The sequence below is a fragment of the Thermoanaerobacter siderophilus SR4 genome, assembly GCF_000262445.1.
GTDB classification, from domain to species: domain Bacteria; phylum Bacillota; class Thermoanaerobacteria; order Thermoanaerobacterales; family Thermoanaerobacteraceae; genus Thermoanaerobacter; species Thermoanaerobacter ethanolicus.
Genome location: NZ_CM001486.1, coordinates 91,760 through 110,069, shown reverse-complemented (window position 1 = coordinate 110,069; position 18,310 = coordinate 91,760). Strand labels below are relative to the sequence as shown.

Here is an 18,310-nt window from a genome sequence, read left to right as displayed (position 1 = left end):
GCTCTTGTAATTTTGATAATTTTAACTTTGTTATTTGGCGGATGCCAAACAAAAAGAGAGGTTAAGGAGAGTAATACGTTTCACAAACTAATTCCTAATTTTCAATATTTCCAAATGATAGATAGAAATAATGGATGGGCTATTGGAGAAAATATGGGAGAAAATAAAGTATTTATTACAAATGATGGAGGCACTACATGGGTGACTGCTTTGACTTCTGCCATAGGTGACATTCGTGAATGGTTTTTTATGGATTCTGATCATGCTTGGATACTTTATTCTAATGAGACTCTCTATAAGACGGAAGATAGAGGTAAAAACTGGGATGCTGATGAAGTGCCTTTTGGTATGGGTAAATTATTTTTTATAAATTCCGGTGGAGAATATCAAGGTTGGACCCTTAAGGAATATGGGCCTGCGTCTGGGAATGTGCCTGTGGATGTTTATAAATTAATAAACAATAAATGGACTCTCATTCACGAAGGAGAATTGCCTAACAGTACTTCAGCATCTCCTAATCCACTTCCATATGAAGGGGAGAAAAAGAGCTTTGTTTTTTTGCCTGATGTAAAAACGGGTTTTATTACAGTGGAAAGGTGTGAACCAGGAAAATCTAGTTTATACATGACCACTGATGGAAGATATACATGGAATAAAAAAATTATTCCACTGCTTTCAAGATTTGATGAAGAATATATTTCTGTATATTCTCTTAAACTTGTTGATGGTGAAATCATTTGGCCAATATCTGCATTTGATGATGTGAGAGGGGATTTTGAGGAAGTGTTTTTAGTAAGCAAGGATAATGGGAATACTTGGAAAGAGAAGGCTTCTTTTGTATCCAAGAATTCCCCCAGAGAGGTTTATGTAGTAGATGAAGAAAACTGGTATGTTTTATTTGAAGATGAATTATTTAAAACAAATAACGGAGGAAATACATGGGAGAAGCTAAATATTCCTCAAGGTACATTTCAAATTCAATTTATAGATAATAAAACAGTGTGGGCTTTAGCTTCAACATCGGGTGGGACAAATTTATTTTACAGTGAAAATGGCGGTTATACGTGGGATAAGAAGTTTTAAAATTTCAATTGGTGTATAAGGAGAAAATGAGGAGGATGAGAACAGAATGTATAGAAAAATAAGAGTTATTGTATTAATTGTAATAATTTATTTTATCGCTATTTTGGCTAAAAATCTGTATGAATATAGAGTAAAGACCATTGATGAAGCCATTGGATTTAATCTTGATAATGTTTATAAAGTAGAGATATTAAGAAATGAGCAACCAAAAATAACAGAAGATAAAGAAAAATTAAAGAATTAACCGAATGGTTAAGAGGATACAAATATAAAATGAGCAGCACGGTAAAAGGAAAAATAGATTTTTCTTATTATGTAATAAATTTTTATTCTCATGTAGAGAACGGCTTTATAGCTTTTGATAAAGATAATAAAAAAATAATTATAGTAAATGGGTATACATACGATGTTTTCGATAACTCTATTGTACAGGATTATTTACAGTCTTTTTGGGAATCTATCAGATAAGGCGAAGTAAAAAATAAAATAAATTAGGAATGGAAGGATTAATATTTGTTTGGAGGTAGGTGCAATGAGGAAAACAAAAACTTTTTTATTAATCGCTTTTGCCATTGTTTTATCATTGAGTATAATTGCCCTTGGATTGTCAGTCTCGAGAGTTAGTGCAGGGGATGGGCCAAATCAATCACAGTTTGATAAAATTATTGAAAAAGTAGGCAGTTTTTTAAAGGGTAATAAAGACAAATTGAAAGTCAATGAAGGGGATGTGATTGCAGAGGCTAACGGTATACCGATATATAAAAACGAATTTGAATTGCGTAAGGGATTGACATTGGCATCGGAAGGACAGGTAAACGATATAAATAATTTTGTTTTAAATAAATTGGTGAGAGAGAAAGTAAAAGAATATCTTGCTATGAAATACAATCTAAAGGTATCTGAAGATGAAATAAATTCATATATTGAAAAAGAGAAACAACAATTTAAAGAATTTCCTGAAGCGGAGGGAAAATTGAAAGAGTTAATTTCTGCAAGTGGTATGACATATGAGGAATACTGGAACGATTATGAGAGATACAATGTAAAAAGAATGTTGCTTTTTGATAAGCTGTACAATGCGATAATCAATGAAGGAATTAAAAATGGGGAATTGAAGAAAACGGATAAAATGACCATAGAGGTGCAAAATGAGTATAAAAAGTATTTTGACAATATAATAGATCAATATGTAAAACAGGCTAAAATATCGATTGATGAAAAATATAAAGATATGTTTAGAGGCTTCAGAGTAGATTGATTTTGTAGAGGTAGGAGAGGGGAATGAAAAAATTTTTTATAATACTATTGCTCTATAGACGTTGGAAAAAATATATATTATAATAACCGTAAAGAATACTTAAGAGGTTTTACACTAAGATTTAAAAATGTATAAATTTTACAAAATATTAAAAAATATCAATTGATAATAGTAGCAATGAGAAAAAATATAAAACCTTTACCTTTTACTAGAACGCCTTTTAAACCAGATGTCCTTTGGATACGAACACATAACCTTAACTTCTACAAAATATTTTTATCCGACATCAAACTATTATTACTATGATCTTTCAAGTTATGGTTGGCTACCTGTAAGAACGGATATTTTGCATGGATATGTTTCTACTTCATGGGTAACACTTCATAGGGAGACTAGTAGTGAATGGGTGTTGATGTTAAATAATGGATATGTAAATTGATATTAAATTAAAAGAATTGAAAAGTATTACAATAACACAGAGGTATTCTTTTTTATAAAAATAAAAGAAAGGGAGAGTGTTAATGAAAGAAGAAAATGTAGAGTTTAAGATATTTTTTATATTGCTAATATATATTTATTTAATGGTAGGTAACATATTGTTACAAAAGATAATCCGTATTTCAGAAGTTACATACAACCAAATAATACTTGTGTGGGGTAATTTAATTTTTTATTTCGTTTTAGGAATATTATTAACAATTCCTTTCTTTTTAAGTGAAACAAAGAAAGAAGGGAATTGGATGATAAATTATAAATGTCTATTGGCTTTTATTTTACCCTTATTTGCAGTAGTTTTTTTTGTATTTTTATCCCATCTTATTGGACCTTTCTTATGTACTAGGACATGTTATTAATGCACTATCTGTGGTAGCAGGATATTCATTGATTTTTATAGTCAGCAAGAAGTAAGAAATAGCTTTAAAAATAAATTGGTACACCAACTGTGAAAATACCCCTCTGAGCTAGATTTACATCTCAGAGGGGGAGAATCAAATAGATGTTTTATAGGAAAATCAATTTAAATTTCTTATTGTTACCTTGTTTATTAGGTACTTTTTAAGTAGCCTACAATTATTTGATTTAAGCGGGGATATTCACCTATATCTTCTTCAGTTTGTACTAAAACTTCGTTATTCATTACTGCGATTACTTTTGCCCCTTTTATGTTTTCATTTAGGCTAACTATTCTGTGTTTTTGTTTCGCTTCATCAATGGAATCTGTATATAGTATTTTTCCATCTTTTATTATGGCAAAACTTGTGGCGTATTCTTCTAATTCAAATATTTCATGAGAAGAAAGTAAAATAGTGCCCTTCTTTTCATTGACGTATTGCTTTATTATTTCTATAAGTTCAAACCTAGCAGCCGGGTCAAGGTGCTGTGTAGGCTCATCCAGTATTATGAGTTTTGCATTTGTTGAAAAAGCTAATATCGCTAATATAAGGTTTTTTTGACCCCTTGAGAATTTTTGCATCTCTTCATTTAAGTTAAAGCCATATCGGGAGAGAAAGTTTTTAAAAAACATATCATCCCATGATGGATACAGAGTTTTGTACAGTTTGTAATAGTCTGCCAGTTGTAAGTTGTTAAAGACTTTTCTGTGTTCTGTAACAAACGCTATATCTTTTTTTATAGAAGGGTGAAAAGGCTTTTCGAATATGAATATTTCGCCTGAATCCTTTTTTACTGCGTTCATTATGCATTTTAATGTTGTGGTTTTTCCTGCACCGTTTGGACCCACAAGTGCCATTATTTCTCTTTCTTCTACTTTAAAAGTTACATTGGAGAGTATTTGTTTTCCATCAATTTGTTTACTTAGATTCTTTACTTCTAATGTGTACATTAATTTTCACCGCCTTTTATTACATATGACCAAAAGCCTAAGAGACAAATGAGGGACGAGAATATTAAGGACAGAGGTAAATTTCCCTGCCGAGTAAAACTTATCAGGCTGTAAGGATTGAAGGCAAAGCTATTAATATCTGTTGTGCCCATATATCCGAAAAGTGCATCTAAGAAAACTATAAAAGCGCTCCAACCTAATCCATCCATCTCAAAGCCTGAAAAAGTCATTTGAAGTCCAAATATTGCAAGTAAAAGTATTAAACTTCTCAAAATAGGCTCAAATTTATTTATAAAAGGGCCTTCTAAAAATATTCCTTCAATAGCAGAGGTCACAATCACAACGAGGCTTAAAAAAATGAGATTGTAAAGGAACAATTCTTTTTTAGAAAAAGGTAGGAAGTATAAAAGTTCTGCATTTTGATGCTTTATATCATACACTATAAAAGTGGCAGATAAAAACAAAAGTGCAATTGTTTTGATTAATATTACTGGTATGAATAGTAGAAAAGTAAGAAAAAGTATTCTTACAGTTTTCTCCTTTAATTCTTTCTGTATATAAATATCCATTTTATTTATCACTTCATTCATTTTTCCAGACCTCCTCAAAAATTAACATAGAAGTATAATAGTCTATACGACTGTTTTTCAATTTTGTGACACATTCTCTTATAATTTTTATTACACCTTCTTCTACATCAATGTCTTTCTTTATAAAATATCCTATGCCTTGCTCTGACTCTATATATCCTTCGTTTTTAATTTTTCTAAAGCTTTTATAACTGTATTTATATTTACGTCAAATATCACCTGTAAATCTCTGATAGATGGAAGTTGACTGCCTTTTTGAAGGTTACCTAATAAAATTTCTGATTTTATCATGTTTACTATTTGTAAATATGCAGGCACTCCACTGTGTTTATCTACTTTTCTTAGCATTTTGCACCATCACTCTCTGATTAATTTTATAATGCCTGAATTTTTTATGTCGATAGGAGCTTTGCTTTTGTTTATAATTTTTAAAGAACCGCCTGTTGCATCTATATAAAATTCACCAGTTTCATCAGAAGTATTTAAAATTTCAAGTGTTCCATTTAAAGAAGTGGCATTTATATTAAAATTATTAAATTTTGATTTTATATCAATATTTACACCAGTGGCGTCTAATATGATTTTATCAAAATCTAATTCTCCTTTTATGTTACTCCCTGTAGTATTGAGATTTAAGTTTTTACCTTTTAATTTGCCATTCAAGTCAAAACCAACAGTGTTTATATAAATGTTATTTTCTGATACAATATCAGCATTTATTGTAGTTCCAACAGAGTTTATATGAATGTCTTTAATGTTTCCACTACCAATTATCTTGACTGATGTACAATCAATATCAAGGTTTTTTTCAAGTGATGTACCTAATTTTATAACATAAGTAGAATTTTTTATAGGAGAAAATTCTTCTAAATGTAAAACTTTATTATCTCCGGTTTCTATCAATCGAGAAGAATAAGACAAAGTATCGCCCTCAACAAGTTCCAACTCAATTTCTGAGGAGACTTTAATAGATATGCTATCTATGTCTTTTACTGAAATTGATTTATCCGGCAGAAAATTTTCATGAGGGCGTAAGTCATAATTAGAACTATTCGGGATAGTTATTGGAGGAATATTAATATGAATACCTGGAATATCAATTTTTGTGCCATTGTCTTTTATAGTTTTTGTCTTAACATTAGTAAAAATAAACCCATTCCTAAAATTGGTACGGTAATTACCATTATAAATAATACGAGTAAAACAATTGAAAGTGAAGAAGATAGCCCTTTTCTTATAGGGAAGATACTTATTAAAAGTACAAAAGATAAAATAAAAAGCAATACTTTTAAAGAAATCCATGGAGAAATCCAAGCTAATAAGATGCTAACTCCTGATGCAGCTACTCTTATAGTGGCACTTTCTTTAAAAGTTTTTACAATGGGCAAATTTGAAGTTTTGCTTGAGAACAGGAAAATAAAACCGGTTACTAAAGCTACAAAAGCCACTAAAAATACAATAGTTTCAATTAAATTTTGATTCATAAGACGACCTCCCAAAGTTTTATACTGTTATATAATTATATAACACTATAAAACTTTTTTGTCAATGAGTTTTAAAAAATTATTAAAACAATTTTTAAGCTAGAAAAAATAAGAAGGAATTTAAAGATCTATGTAGAAATAATAAACTTGTAGAGGTTAATCATTAAAATTTGAAGGTGGTTTAATAAAACTATACGGGAAGGGGTAGAAAATGGATTATAAGGATTTATTAAAAAAGCTTAGTGAAAGCTACGGGGTTTCTGGGCATGAGAGAGGAATTTATGACCTCTTAAAAAAAGAATTTGAACCAATTTCAGATGAAGTTAAAGAAGACAATTTTGGCAATCTTATTTTTAAAAAGAAGGGCACAAAAGGCAAGTACAAGGTGATGTTAGCAGCTCATTTAGATGAAATAGGCCTTATGGTGAAAGATATTGATGAGAAAGGATTTATAAAATTTACAACAGTAGGAGGGGTTGATCAGAGGACTCTTCCTTCCCAAGAAGTTATAGTTCACGGTAAAAAGGATTTGTTGGGAGTTATAGGAAGTAAGCCACCACATCTTTTGTCTTCTGAGGACATGGAAAAAGCTATAAAAATAGATGATATGTATGTGGATGTTGGACTTCAAAAGGAGGAGGTAGAAAAACTTGTAAGTATTGGAGATATAATAACCGTAAAAAGGGAGTTTAAAGAGCTTTTGAATGAGAATGTTTCGGGAAAAGCTTTGGACGATAGAGCAGGGGTTGTGGTGATGGCAGTATGCCTTGAGGAGCTCAAGAAGGTGTACCATTATCACGACGTATATGCTGTAGCCACTCTTCAGGAAGAGGTGGGAGTAAGAGGAGCTACGACTTCTTCTTACAATATTGAACCTGATATAGCTATAGCGATTGATGTGACTCATGCGAAAGCGAGGGGAGTTAGCCGAGACATAGAGGTAGGGAAAGGGCCTGCGATTGGGAAGGGGCCTAATATTCATCCTGCTGTATATAAAGGGCTTGTAGATATAGCTAAAAAATACAATATAAATTATCAGATAGAGCCGCTTCCTGGGCATTCAGGCACTGATGCATGGGCAATCCAGGTGTCAAAAAAAGGAGTTCCTACAGGGCTTGTGTCAATACCTTTGAAGTACATGCATACTTCTGTGGAAACTGCTAATATGAAAGACATAATAGAAAGCGGCAGACTGCTGGCACACTATATTGCCAATCTGCCGCCTGAGGAATTGGAGGGACATTTATGTTATTAAAGGAGTTAACTGAGCTTTTAGGTGCTTCTGGAGATGAAAAAGAGGTAAGAGAGAAAATAAGAGAAATAGTAAAACCTTATGTGGATGAGCTTTATGTAGACAGAATTGGAAATTTAATAGCCTGCAAAAAAGGGAAAAGGAAAAGCCAAAGGTGATGCTGGCTGCTCACATGGATGAAGTTGCTTTAATGGTGAAGTCTGTAAATGAAGACGGGACATTGAGTTTTTCTCCTGTGGGCGGAGTTGACAACCGTATTCTGGTAGCCAAAGCAGTAAAGGTAGGGGAGAAGAAGATAAACGGGGTAATAGGTGCAAAACCTATACATCTTCAGAAAAAAGGAGAGCAGGAAAAACCTCTTGACTTTGATGAACTCTATATAGACATTGGAGCAGCATCTAAAGAAGAAGCTTTAAAGCACGTTTCACCCGGTGACTATGTCTACTTTGAATCAAATTTTGAACTTTTGGGGGATGGATACGTTAAGGCAAAGGCTTTAGACGATAGGATAGGTTGTAACGTGCTGATAGAAATTCTGAAGAATACATATGAGTATCCTGTTTGTGCAGCTTTTACAGTTCAAGAAGAAGTTGGTTTAAGAGGCGCAGGTGTAGCAGCTTACAATGTAGATCCTGATTTTGCAATAGTGGTAGAAGGCACTGTCGCTGCAGATGTTGTGGATTCAGAACCTCATCTGGTTTCTACAGAACTAGGGAAAGGACCAGCGATTTCACTTATGGATAGAACTACTTTGTATGATAGAAAGATTATCGATAAAATCGTCAAGATAGCAGAAAAGAATAAGATACCCTATCAGTTTAGAAGAATAGCTAGCGGTGGTAATGACGCAGGGAAAATTCACCTTACAAAGGGAGGAATAAAGACGGTAGCTATATCTGTACCTTGCAGGTATATTCATTCCTTCAATTCTGTAGCTAATCTGAATGACTTTGATAATACAGTTAAACTTGTAGACTTAGTGATTAAAAATATTGAGGAGGTATTAGGATGAGTGTAAATGTGGAACTTATAAAAAAGCTAACACAGGCTTTTGGACATTCGGGAAGTGAGGAGAAGGTTTTTGAGATTATAAAAGAGGAAGTCAAAGGCTTTTGCGATGAAATTACTCATGACGCAATGGGCAACATGATATGTGTGAAAAAGGGAAAGGGCAAAAAGATAATGGTGGCTGCTCATGCTGATGAAATAGGCATTATGGTTACGCATATTGAAGAGGAAGGCTTCTTGAGGTTTACAACGATAGGTGGCGTTTATGTAGAGCATCTGGTGGGAAGAAGAGTTGTGTTTAAAAATGGTACAGTAGGAGTGATTGGAGTAGAACATTTGGAAGATAAAAAGGATTTTAAACTAGAAAAGCTTTATATAGACATAGGAGCAAAGGATAAAAAAGAAGCTGAAGAGCTTGTCAGAATAGGAGATAGTGGGGCTTTTGTAGGGGAGTTTGTAGAAGCTGGAGATAGGTTAGTCTCCAAAGCTTTTGATGACAGAATAGGTTGTTATGTAGCGATTGAAGCGCTAAAAAACGTGAAGACAGAAAATGCGCTGTATTTTGTCTTCACAGTGCAGGAAGAAGTAGGTTTGAGAGGAGCTACTACAGCTGCTTACAGTATTAATCCTGATTTTGCTATTGCTGTTGATGTTACAGCAACGGGAGATACTCCTAAAGCGAAGAAAATGGCGGTAGCTCTCGGTAAAGGCGCAGCAATAAAGGTGATGGATAGGTCAATAATTGTGAGCCCTTCTGTAAGAGATATGATGATTGAAACTGCGAAAGAGAACAATATTCCGTATCAGTTAGAGATTCTAGAATTTGGGGGTACTGACGCAGGGGCAATTCACCTTTCAAGAGGGGGAGTACCTTCAGGGGTGATTTCTATTCCCACAAGGTATGTCCACAGCGTTTCAGAAATGGTGGATAAAAATGATGTGGAGGCAAGTATTAACCTCCTGATAAAAATACTGGAAAAATAAAGCAAAAGACCCTGCTTCTTACGCGGGGTCTTTTTATGTGCGCCCGGCATGGGCGATAACTAGGCGGTGAAAGTCCGCTGTGGGCTTGGTAGTGGGAACCACTAGCCAAGAGCAAGGGTGTCCATCGTGAGGTGGAATCTGAAGGAAGCTTAAGGCAAAATCTCGGTCTGATGAACAAGAACCAGATAAGAGGCTGAATTGGGATGGATGAGTTTGCGTAACAAAACGAAGTCCAACACTACCCGAATCCCATACAGTAAATCTGGCAGATATATGAGATGAAAGTTATCGTTCTTACCCGGGGAGGTCTCAAGGATAAGTCATGGAAGTAAAATCTGAAGTGACAACCCATACAGTGATGTATGGTTGAACCTTGAGAAGTCAGCAGAGGTCATAGTACTTATCTAGACATGAATAGATAAGGAAGGACCGAACGTTAGGAGGTTTTGGAAATCTTATGGACTCGAAAGATATGCAGAGACTGCAGACAACTCAACAAAGAGGCTATCCGTTGAATAGAGAAATGGAATTTCAAAAGACAACGGAAGTGCATAGTATATCATCGGCGTCGGAAGATGGAAGAAACGAGGTACAAAGATATACCGGCAAGATGCTTGAAATGATAGTAGAACGAGGGAACATGGAAGCAGCATACAAGCGCGTTGTTGCAAATAAAGGAAGCCATGGAGTCGATGGGATGGAAGTAGATGAACTTCTACCGTATCTCAAAGAAAACTGGCCAACCATAAAACAACAACTGCTGGAGGGGAAATACAAACCACAACCAGTGCGAAGAGTAGAAATTCCCAAACCAGATGGAGGAGTAAGACTACTAGGAATACCTACAGCACTAGATAGACTAATACAACAAGCAATAGCCCAAATACTGAATAAAGTCTACAACCATACATTTTCAGATAGCAGTTATGGATTCAGACCAGGACGCAGTGCAAAAGACGCAATAAAAGCCGCAGAAGCATACATAAATGAAGGATACACATGGGTTGTAGATATGGACTTAGAAAAGTTCTTTGACAGAGTAAACCACGACATAATAATGTCCAAACTAGAAAAGCGGATAGGGGACAAAAGAGTACTAAAGTTAATACGAAGATACCTAGAATCAGGAGTAATGATAAACGGAATCAAAATATCAACAGAAGAAGGGACACCCCAAGGAGGGCCATTAAGTCCCCTATTAGCAAACATAATGTTGGACGAACTAGACAAAGAACTTGAAAGGAGAGGGCACAAATTCTGCCGATATGCAGATGACTGCAACATATATGTAAAAAGCAGGTCTGCAGGAAACAGAGTAATGAAGAGCATAAAGAAATTCATAGAAAGCAAATTAAAACTAAAAGTCAACGAAGCAAAAAGTGCTGTAGATAGACCATGGAGAAGAAAATTTCTTGGATTTTCATTCTACACAAAAGAAAACGAAGTAAGAATAAGAATCCATGAAAAATCCATCAAAAGGTTTAAGGAAAAAGTAAGAGAAATAACCAATCGGAACAAGGGAATAAGCATGGAAAACAGAATAAAAAGACTAAATCAAATAACAACAGGATGGGTCAACTATTTTGGATTAGCAGACGCGAAAAGCATAATGAAAACCCTTGACGAATGGATAAGGCGAAGACTAAGGGCATGTATATGGAAACAATGGAAGAAGATAAAAACGAAGCATGATAACTTAGTAAAACTAGGAGTAGAAGAACAAAAAGCCTGGGAATACGCCAATACAAGGAAAGGCTACTGGAGAATATCCAATAGCCCAATCCTAAATAAGACTCTTACAAATAAATACTTCGAAAGCATAGGTTATAAGAGTTTATCCCAAAGATATCTAATTGTACACAATTCCTAATGAACCGCCGTATACCGAACGGTACGTACGGTGGTGTGAGAGGACGCTGAATAAAATAATTATTCAGCTCCTACTCGATCTGAACATCTTTTTTAATGAGTTTTTTATTGTACTGTTCTATTTCTTGTCTACAGTTTATGAGGAGGGTTTTCGTCCTCCTTATTTTTTATGCACTTATTCCAAATACTTTTTGCACTAATGTTCCAAAGAGATATGATAAAACTGCTGCTCCAAGGCCTGTTGCTACCATTTCTAAAACCTTTCCTTTTATAGACAGACTTTCTGAAGCGACAGATACTATAATTCCTACTATAGAAAGTGCTATTGCTGCAAAAATTACTGAAAATGCAAGAGCTACTAAAGAGGATGAAGTGATTATAAAGTAAGGCAAAACGGGGAATACAAGTCCTACAAGGTATGCGATACCAGTATATAGAGCAGATTTTATTTCGTTTTCAGAAATCTCTTCAGTTAAAAGATTTGTCATGGCATCTTCATTGTCACTAAGTTTGTTTACAATTTCTCTCCCGACATCTTCTGGTATACCGGATTCGGATAGTTTATTTAAAAATTCCTCTTTTGCCCTGTCTTTTGAGACTTTAAATAAAAGCTCCATTTTCTTTTTTATACCCTCATTTACTTGTCTTTGAGACCTTACAGAGGTGTATGCACCTATTGCCATAGAAAGAGCACCAGCTACTCCTACTACCAAGCCAGCAGTGCCAACAGTAATGGGGCTTTTTGGATAAACAGCTGAAAGTCCCGTTACAGTTCCTAAAATTTCCACAAGACCATCGTTCATTCCAAGTATAAAGTCTCTTATGTTTTCTATGCTGAATTTATCTTTTTGTCTGCTAAACATTTTTTCATGTTCCAGTTCATCTTCTATGATTTTTGATAGAATTAATTTTTCTTCTTCTGTAAGATAAGCTTCGTTAAAATAGCGATAATAGGATTCGGTACTTGTTGTTTCATTCATCTCAAGTATTGTGACAAATAATTTACTTCCTAATAAAGTTCTCAATATTTTATAAGTAAAAAGCCTAAATTTACGAGATTTTTCTTCCGGAATTTCTATATTTCTGTCTTTTAAAAATTGATGCCAAAATTTTGCGTGAGCTTTCTCTATTTTTGCAAGTGCTTCAAAATTACTTTTAGTTTGTGGATTTTTCTCAACTTTCGCGAGGTATGTATAAAGGTCGGCAGCTTCAACTTCTTCTTTGTAAAAACTGATAGCTTGGTCTATAGGATTCATTTACCATACCGTCCTTTCTGAGTGAAATTTTAAATGAGCAAGAATAACAAAAAATAAATGGAATGCTATACTAGTGCATATAATTTTACATATGATATATTTACAAAGGTGACAAACACCCGTATATATTATACCACATTAGAATTAATATTAATGGTTACAGACATTTGCAGTGTGTATCACAAGTTTGTAGGTCGCGCGCTTTGTGCATAATGTCAGCTATATTATTTTTCCTACTAAAATTTTACACACATGCCTTTTGCAGAGATAAAAAAGGAGGGAATGTTCCCTCCTTTTTTATTCATCTTTTGCCAATCTTTCGTAGATTTTATACCTCTCTTGAGCTTGCTTCTCAGCTTCTTCAAAGAGCTTTTGTGCTTTTTCAGGGAAAGTCTTCTCAAGAGCTGAGAATCTGATTTCGCCCTGCAAGAAGTCTTTAACAGAGAGTTTTGGCGGCTTAGAATCGAGGATGAATGGATTCTTTCCTTCTTTCTTGAGAAGCGGATTGTATCTATAGAGAACCCAATATCCTGCTTCTACAGCTTTCTTTTCTTCTAATTGGCTGCAGCTCATACCTTGTTTTATGCCATGAGCGATACATGGAGCATAAGCTATGATGAGAGATGGTCCTGGATAGCTTTCAGCTTCGACTAATGCCTTAATTAATTGTGTCTGGCTTGCTCCCATTGCAACTTGTGCTACATATACATATCCGTATGTCATTGCCATTCTTCCTAAGTCTTTCTTGCCAATTGGTTTACCTGCTGCTGCAAATTGTGCTACTGCACCTACTGGTGTTGCCTTTGAAGATTGTCCACCTGTATTTGAATAAACTTCTGTATCGAATACTAAGACGTTTATATCTTCTCCCGAAGCAAGTACATGATCTAATCCGCCATAACCTATATCGTATGCCCAACCGTCGCCACCAAATATCCATTGAGACTTCTTGATGAGGTAATCTTTTCTTTCAAGTACTTCATTAATAAGCTCTTTTACTTTTGCGTCTTCTGCTTTATAGTTTTGAAGTATTGGTAACAATTTTATGGTAGCTTCTTTTGATTTTTTGCCGTCCATCATGTTGTCAAGCCAGAATTGCAATGCTTCTTTTAGCTCTGCTGTGATGTTAAGCTCCAACAGTTCTTTTACTATATCAGCTAATTTTGCTCTTTGTTGTTTTACAGCTAATGCCATGCCAAGACCAAATTCTGCGTTGTCTTCAAAAAGGGAATTTGCCCAAGCTGGTCCTTTTCCTTCATGGTTTGTACAATATGGTGTAGATGGTGCACTTGCTCCCCAAATTGAAGAACAACCTGTAGCATTCGCTATCATCATTCTATCGCCAAAAAGCTGTGTGACAAGTTTAGCGTAAGGTGTTTCACCGCATCCTGCGCAAGCACCTGAGAATTCAAGCAGAGGCTTTTCGAACTGGCTTCCTTTTACTGTTTCTTTGTTCATTGGGTTTTCTTTTGGTGATAAAGTCATTGCGTATTCCCAGTTCTTTGCTTCTTCCATTTGTGTTTCTAAAGGCTTCATTACAAGTGCTTTTTCTTTTGCAGGACACTCATTTACACAAACGCCGCAACCTGTACAGTCAAGGACACTGACTTGAATTCTGTAGTATAGTCCTTCAAAGCCTTTTCCAATAGCCTTTTTAACTTTAAATCCTTCTGGTGCGTTTTTAACTTCCTCTTCTGTGAGCAAGAAGGGCCTTATTGCAGCATGTGGACATACAAAAGCGCATTGGTTACATTGTATACAGTTATCTATTTGCCACTCAGGTACGTCAACAGCAATTCCACGTTTTTCATAAGCTGCAGTACCTGGTGGAAATGTACCATCTTCTCTTCCGAGGAAGGCACTTACAGGAAGTTTGTCTCCTTCCAATCTATTCATTACATCGGCAACATTTTTTACAAAATCAGGTGCTTGTCTTTCTTCTTTTGGCTCATCTTCAGCATCTGCCCAAGAAGCAGGTACTTCTACTTTGACTAAAGAATTTATACCTCTATCTACAGCCTCGTAGTTCATCTGTACTATCTTTTCGCCTTTATGTCCGTATTCTTTTACGATAGCTTCTTTTAAGTGTTTTACTGCCTCTTCAATTGGTATTATGTTTGTGAGTTTGAAGAAAGCAGATTGCATTATCATGTTAATTCTTCCGCCTAAACCTATTTCTTTTGCGATGTCTACAGCGTTGATGATGTAGAAGTTAATGTTATGTTTAGCTAAATATCTTTTGATTGAAGCAGGCAATTTTTTGTCTAATTCTTCAACTTTCCAATTGCAGTTTAGAAGGAAAGTACCGCCATCTTTTAATCCTGCCAATATGTCATAGTTGTAAACGTAAGATTGCTTATGGCAGGCAATGAAGTCTGCTTTGTTAATTAAATAAGTAGACCTTATTGGCTTTTTACCAAATCTTAAGTGGGATACTGTTACACCGCCTGACTTCTTTGAATCGTAAGAGAAGTAAGCTTGCACATACAAATCTGTATTGTCGCCTATAATCTTTATAGCGCTCTTGTTTGCACCAACTGTACCATCAGAACCAAATCCCCAGAATTTGCAGCTGGTTGTCCCTTCTGGGGCTGTGTCGACTTCTTCTCCTACAGGAAGGGATGTAAAGGTCACATCATCTATTATTCCTATTGTGAAGTGGTCTTTTGGCTCATCAGCTTTGAGGTTGTCAAATACAGCAATGATCTGTGCAGGTGTAGTATCTTTTGAGCCAAGACCATAACGACCTCCAACAATGACTGGACGCAATTCACTATCAAAGAAGGCAGTTTTTACATCTTCATATAAAGGTTCGCCAATTGAACCGGGTTCTTTTGTTCTGTCAAGCACGGCTATTTTCTTTACTGTCTTTGGTATTACGTCTAAGAAGTGTTTTATAGAGAAAGGCCTATAAAGATGTACTTTTACGACACCTACTTTTTCTCCTTTTTTCATCAAGTAATCTACTGTTTCTTCAATAGTTTCTGTTACAGAACCCATTGCAATTATTATTCTTTCTGCATCTGGTGCACCATAATAGTTGAACAGCTTATATTCTCTGCCTGTTAATTTGTTTATTTCATTCATGTAATATTCTACGATTTCAGGTATAGCATTGTAGAATCTATTAGCAGCTTCTCTTCCTTGGAAGAAAATGTCTGGGTTTTGAGCTGTACCTCTTGTTACAGGATGTTCTGGATTTAGTGCTCTTTGTCTGAATGCTTTTAAAGCTTCATAGTCTACAAGTTTTTTGAGGTCTTCGTAATCTAAAACTTCGATTTTTTGCACTTCGTGAGATGTTCTAAATCCGTCAAAGAAGTGCAAGAAAGGTACTCTTCCTTTAATTGCAGAAAGGTGTGCGACGCTTGCTAAATCCATTACTTCCTGTACACTGCCAGAAGCAAGCATAGCAAAACCTGTTTGACGGCATGCCATAACGTCAGAATGGTCACCGAAAATTGAAAGAGCATGTGTTGCAACGGCACGTGCACTTACATGGAATACTCCAGGTAAAAGCTCCCCTGCAATTTTGTACATGTTGGGAATCATTAAAAGAAGTCCTTGTGATGCAGTAAATGTCGTTGTTAGAGCTCCTGCTGCCAGTGATCCGTGAACAGCCCCTGCAGCACCTGCTTCTGACTGCATTTCAATAACTTTTACCGGCTGACCAAATATGTTCTTTCTTCCATGTGCACTCCATTCATCTACCACTTCTGCCATTGGAGACGATGGAGTTATGGGGTAAATCGCAGCTACTTCCGTAAAAGCATAAGCCACATGGGCAGCAGCTGTGTTACCATCCATGGTCTTCATTACTTTAGCCATTTCTTTACTCCTCTCCTTATTTAAATAATTAAATAAAATGGTCAAAAAATCACCAATCAAAGAAGGATGTACCTGATATAGCACAGTATACAATATTTCATCTTATTATATAACAGGTATTTATAGAGTGTATAACAGCCCGTATTAATTTAGATTTTTGCTTTTATTAAAGCTATATAACAGGTACATAATAATTATACCACACCGTCAAAAAAATTAAAACTTTTTTATGATAAATCTATATCAAAAAATAGAACTAGAACTAGAAAGAGGGCTTTTAATGCCCTCTTTATCTGTGTCCTGGTCTTATTTTTGTCTGAATAGCTTTGCCTTTTGCAGCTTCTTTCCTGTTTTCATAACGTCTATACATTAAAAGTGCGACGATGGAGAAAAATAGTGGACCTACAATCATCCAGATAGTAGAGTTTGTGTCTCCGTTAATTGCCGGTTGGATTATTGTAAAGAAGTTAGCGAAAGCCACTGTTGCTGTAACAATTATTGTTGCTATAAGTGCACTGCTGTCAGTTTTAAATATTGCAAAAGGTTTTTGGATTTGTTTATTTTTCTTAAAGGAGTAGAAAGCACCTGATAAAAATACATAAGGCAATGTCATAGCTACATTTGTCATCAATATGAGTTTTGCGAAAAATTTAGCTGCAGCTTCTCCTCCAAAAGAAACAAGGATAATTATTACAACCGCTATTGCACATTGCACCCACATAGCATTTTTAGGAATATCGCCCTCGATTTTACTCATTTTACCTGGCCATAACTCTGCAGGAGTTCCTTCTATTATTTGTTTTAAAGGTGCATAAGATAAAGTGAAAAAAGCGCCACTCAATGCTAAAAACATTGATAATCCTACATACCTTGCAAACCAAGCACCTATAGTAAGAGATGTAGCTTCATTAAGTCCTAATCCTTGTCCTATTTTGTAACCTAAATTTTGCATTACTACATATGCTACATTTGCCATATTGACATTTTGAGTGCCTAATACTTCTTTCCAGTTAGTAAATGTTCCTACCATAAAAATTCCTATTGAATATCCAATAGAAATAAGCAGTGCAGAAATCAATAATCCTTTTGGAAAGTTCTTTTCTGGCTTTTCTGTCTGGTCTACAAGTCCTCCTACTACTTCCAATCCTCCATATGCAAATATAGCAAAAACTAAAAATGCAAACATGGCGATAGTTGATTGATAAGCAGGATTTGGTGATGTAGTAAATGAATGAGCTGAAATAATTGGTTGAGCAACTTTTCCACCGTTAGCGATTAGGACAAATATACCTCCTAAAAGTAAGACTATATTTAATAAAGCAACTGCAGTTCCACCTACAGAAGATACCTTTGAAATACTTTTTAATCCTTTAGAAGCCACATAAGTTACAGTGATTACCCATATTACCCCCAAAAGTCCTAAAGTTTGAGTTGATTTTAAACCAAAAAGGTTCCACGTAGAAGTAGTGTCTTTTCCGAATAAAGCATTGGAAAGAGGTATCCATATAGAGGAGCTTACGTTTACCATCCATATGATATAAGAAGCATACCACATGAAAGTTCCTATAAAAGCGTACTTTGGGTTTACTGATTTCTCCATCCAAGAATATATGCCACCTTTTTCTTCTTTAAAAGCTGAACCATATTCTGCCATCATAAAGGCATAAGGTATAAAGAAAGTTATACCTGATAGAATATACCATGGGATAGCTCCATATCCCATCAAATAGAAAGAACGAGGAATATTTGTAAAGCCAAATACCGAGGTAAAGATCATTAAAATGAGGGGAATCAAAGCTAATTTTTTTGCATCGTTTACATTTGATGTCATAAAAAAACCTCCATCTTACACGTTTTT

General features: G+C 35.1%; 15 protein-coding genes and 2 pseudogenes. 10 read left to right on the top strand and 7 right to left on the bottom strand.

Annotated elements, in window-relative coordinates; genetic code table 11:
* Positions 1-12: 12 nt before the first annotated feature.
* The 5 genes and pseudogenes from THESIDRAFT1_RS00535 (at position 13) to THESIDRAFT1_RS14690 (ending at position 3,250) form a co-directional block, all read left to right on the top strand.
* A complete protein-coding gene (locus THESIDRAFT1_RS00535) occupies positions 13-1,083 on the top strand; it encodes a beta propeller repeat protein (RefSeq protein ID WP_244262689.1) in 1,071 nt (356 codons plus the stop codon).
* A gap of 46 nt (positions 1,084-1,129) precedes the next feature.
* Positions 1,130-1,327: a hypothetical protein gene (locus THESIDRAFT1_RS13600; RefSeq protein ID WP_244262688.1), complete on the top strand. Its 198-nt coding sequence runs from the start codon at positions 1,130-1,132 to the stop codon at positions 1,325-1,327.
* A 29-nt stretch (positions 1,328-1,356) separates the two neighbouring features.
* On the top strand, positions 1,357-1,551 hold the full coding sequence (locus THESIDRAFT1_RS13595) for a hypothetical protein (protein WP_244262687.1): 195 nt from the start codon (positions 1,357-1,359) through the stop codon (positions 1,549-1,551).
* A gap of 64 nt (positions 1,552-1,615) precedes the next feature.
* Positions 1,616-2,341 carry a SurA N-terminal domain-containing protein gene (locus THESIDRAFT1_RS00525; protein ID WP_006569160.1) on the top strand — a complete coding sequence of 242 codons (726 nt, stop codon included), beginning with the start codon at positions 1,616-1,618 and terminating at the stop codon, positions 2,339-2,341.
* A gap of 521 nt (positions 2,342-2,862) precedes the next feature.
* Positions 2,863-3,250: pseudogene (locus THESIDRAFT1_RS14690) on the top strand (hypothetical protein).
* 136 nt (positions 3,251-3,386) lie between these two features.
* Here the strand turns inward: THESIDRAFT1_RS14690 and THESIDRAFT1_RS00515 are convergent.
* The 4 genes from THESIDRAFT1_RS00515 to THESIDRAFT1_RS13590 all read right to left on the bottom strand — a co-directional run bounded on the left by THESIDRAFT1_RS00515 (position 3,387) and on the right by THESIDRAFT1_RS13590 (position 5,695).
* Positions 3,387-4,184 (bottom strand): ABC transporter ATP-binding protein, encoded by a 798-nt coding sequence (locus tag THESIDRAFT1_RS00515; protein ID WP_006569158.1) that lies wholly within the window; start codon positions 4,182-4,184, stop codon positions 3,387-3,389.
* Positions 4,184-4,774: a hypothetical protein gene (locus THESIDRAFT1_RS00510; protein ID WP_003867548.1), complete on the bottom strand. Its 591-nt coding sequence runs from the start codon at positions 4,772-4,774 to the stop codon at positions 4,184-4,186. Before THESIDRAFT1_RS00510 ends, THESIDRAFT1_RS00515 begins: the two co-directional genes overlap by 1 nt.
* A 150-nt stretch (positions 4,775-4,924) precedes the next feature.
* Entirely contained in the window at positions 4,925-5,122 is a 198-nt protein-coding gene (locus tag THESIDRAFT1_RS15025; protein ID WP_341853114.1) for a GntR family transcriptional regulator, read from the bottom strand.
* A 9-nt stretch (positions 5,123-5,131) separates the two neighbouring features.
* Complete coding sequence (locus tag THESIDRAFT1_RS13590) at positions 5,132-5,695, bottom strand: hypothetical protein (RefSeq protein WP_244262686.1); 564 nt, start codon at positions 5,693-5,695, stop codon at positions 5,132-5,134.
* Positions 5,696-5,854: 159 nt separating this feature from the next.
* On the opposite strand from THESIDRAFT1_RS13590, the gene THESIDRAFT1_RS13585 reads away from it, so the two are divergent.
* From THESIDRAFT1_RS13585 to ltrA, 5 genes and pseudogenes are all read left to right on the top strand, one after another.
* Entirely contained in the window at positions 5,855-6,253 is a 399-nt protein-coding gene (locus THESIDRAFT1_RS13585; RefSeq protein ID WP_244262685.1) for a hypothetical protein, read from the top strand.
* Positions 6,254-6,469: 216 nt separating this feature from the next.
* Positions 6,470-7,513 carry a M42 family metallopeptidase gene (locus tag THESIDRAFT1_RS00495; RefSeq protein ID WP_006569156.1) on the top strand — a complete coding sequence of 348 codons (1,044 nt, stop codon included), beginning with the start codon at positions 6,470-6,472 and terminating at the stop codon, positions 7,511-7,513.
* A pseudogene (locus THESIDRAFT1_RS00490) lies at positions 7,504-8,522 on the top strand (M42 family metallopeptidase). The gene THESIDRAFT1_RS00495 and the pseudogene THESIDRAFT1_RS00490 overlap by 10 nt, the downstream one beginning before the upstream one ends.
* Complete coding sequence (locus THESIDRAFT1_RS00485; RefSeq protein WP_006569154.1) at positions 8,519-9,502, top strand: M42 family metallopeptidase; 984 nt, start codon at positions 8,519-8,521, stop codon at positions 9,500-9,502. The pseudogene THESIDRAFT1_RS00490 and the gene THESIDRAFT1_RS00485 overlap by 4 nt, the downstream one beginning before the upstream one ends.
* Before the next feature lie 457 nt (positions 9,503-9,959).
* Positions 9,960-11,372: a group II intron reverse transcriptase/maturase gene (gene ltrA, locus THESIDRAFT1_RS00480; RefSeq protein ID WP_006569145.1), complete on the top strand. Its 1,413-nt coding sequence runs from the start codon at positions 9,960-9,962 to the stop codon at positions 11,370-11,372.
* A gap of 166 nt (positions 11,373-11,538) precedes the next feature.
* Here ltrA and THESIDRAFT1_RS00475 read toward each other — a convergent pair whose 3' ends face one another.
* The 3 genes from THESIDRAFT1_RS00475 to yjeM all read right to left on the bottom strand — a co-directional run bounded on the left by THESIDRAFT1_RS00475 (position 11,539) and on the right by yjeM (position 18,283).
* Positions 11,539-12,627, bottom strand: a complete 1,089-nt coding sequence (locus THESIDRAFT1_RS00475) for a VIT1/CCC1 transporter family protein (RefSeq protein WP_006569153.1) — start codon at positions 12,625-12,627, stop codon at positions 11,539-11,541.
* A 297-nt stretch (positions 12,628-12,924) separates the two neighbouring features.
* The gene (nifJ, locus tag THESIDRAFT1_RS00470) at positions 12,925-16,452 is read right to left on the bottom strand and encodes a pyruvate:ferredoxin (flavodoxin) oxidoreductase (RefSeq protein ID WP_006569152.1); all 3,528 of its coding nucleotides are present in this window, start codon (positions 16,450-16,452) and stop codon (positions 12,925-12,927) included.
* 289 nt (positions 16,453-16,741) lie between these two features.
* Positions 16,742-18,283, bottom strand: coding sequence for a glutamate/gamma-aminobutyrate family transporter YjeM (yjeM, locus tag THESIDRAFT1_RS00465; protein WP_006569151.1), 1,542 nt, complete (start codon positions 18,281-18,283; stop codon positions 16,742-16,744).
* Positions 18,284-18,310: the final 27 nt, after the last annotated feature.

Bases quoted from the DNA above. Each gene is read 5' to 3' on its own strand.
- THESIDRAFT1_RS13600 (WP_244262688.1), top strand. From the start codon at position 1,130: ATGTATAGAAAAATAAGAGTTATTGTATTAATTGTAATAATTTATTTT.
- THESIDRAFT1_RS13595 (WP_244262687.1), top strand. From the start codon at position 1,357: ATGAGCAGCACGGTAAAAGGAAAAATAGATTTTTCTTATTATGTAATA.
- THESIDRAFT1_RS00525 (WP_006569160.1), top strand. From the start codon at position 1,616: ATGAGGAAAACAAAAACTTTTTTATTAATCGCTTTTGCCATTGTTTTA.
- THESIDRAFT1_RS00515 (WP_006569158.1), bottom strand. From the start codon at position 4,184: ATGTACACATTAGAAGTAAAGAATCTAAGTAAACAAATTGATGGAAAA.
- THESIDRAFT1_RS00510 (WP_003867548.1), bottom strand. From the start codon at position 4,774: ATGAATGAAGTGATAAATAAAATGGATATTTATATACAGAAAGAATTA.
- THESIDRAFT1_RS15025 (WP_341853114.1), bottom strand. From the start codon at position 5,122: ATGCTAAGAAAAGTAGATAAACACAGTGGAGTGCCTGCATATTTACAA.
- THESIDRAFT1_RS13585 (WP_244262685.1), top strand. From the start codon at position 5,855: ATGAATACCTGGAATATCAATTTTTGTGCCATTGTCTTTTATAGTTTT.
- THESIDRAFT1_RS00495 (WP_006569156.1), top strand. From the start codon at position 6,470: ATGGATTATAAGGATTTATTAAAAAAGCTTAGTGAAAGCTACGGGGTT.
- THESIDRAFT1_RS00485 (WP_006569154.1), top strand. From the start codon at position 8,519: ATGAGTGTAAATGTGGAACTTATAAAAAAGCTAACACAGGCTTTTGGA.
- ltrA (WP_006569145.1), top strand. From the start codon at position 9,960: ATGGACTCGAAAGATATGCAGAGACTGCAGACAACTCAACAAAGAGGC.
- THESIDRAFT1_RS00475 (WP_006569153.1), bottom strand. From the start codon at position 12,627: ATGAATCCTATAGACCAAGCTATCAGTTTTTACAAAGAAGAAGTTGAA.
- nifJ (WP_006569152.1), bottom strand. From the start codon at position 16,452: ATGGCTAAAGTAATGAAGACCATGGATGGTAACACAGCTGCTGCCCAT.
- yjeM (WP_006569151.1), bottom strand. From the start codon at position 18,283: ATGACATCAAATGTAAACGATGCAAAAAAATTAGCTTTGATTCCCCTC.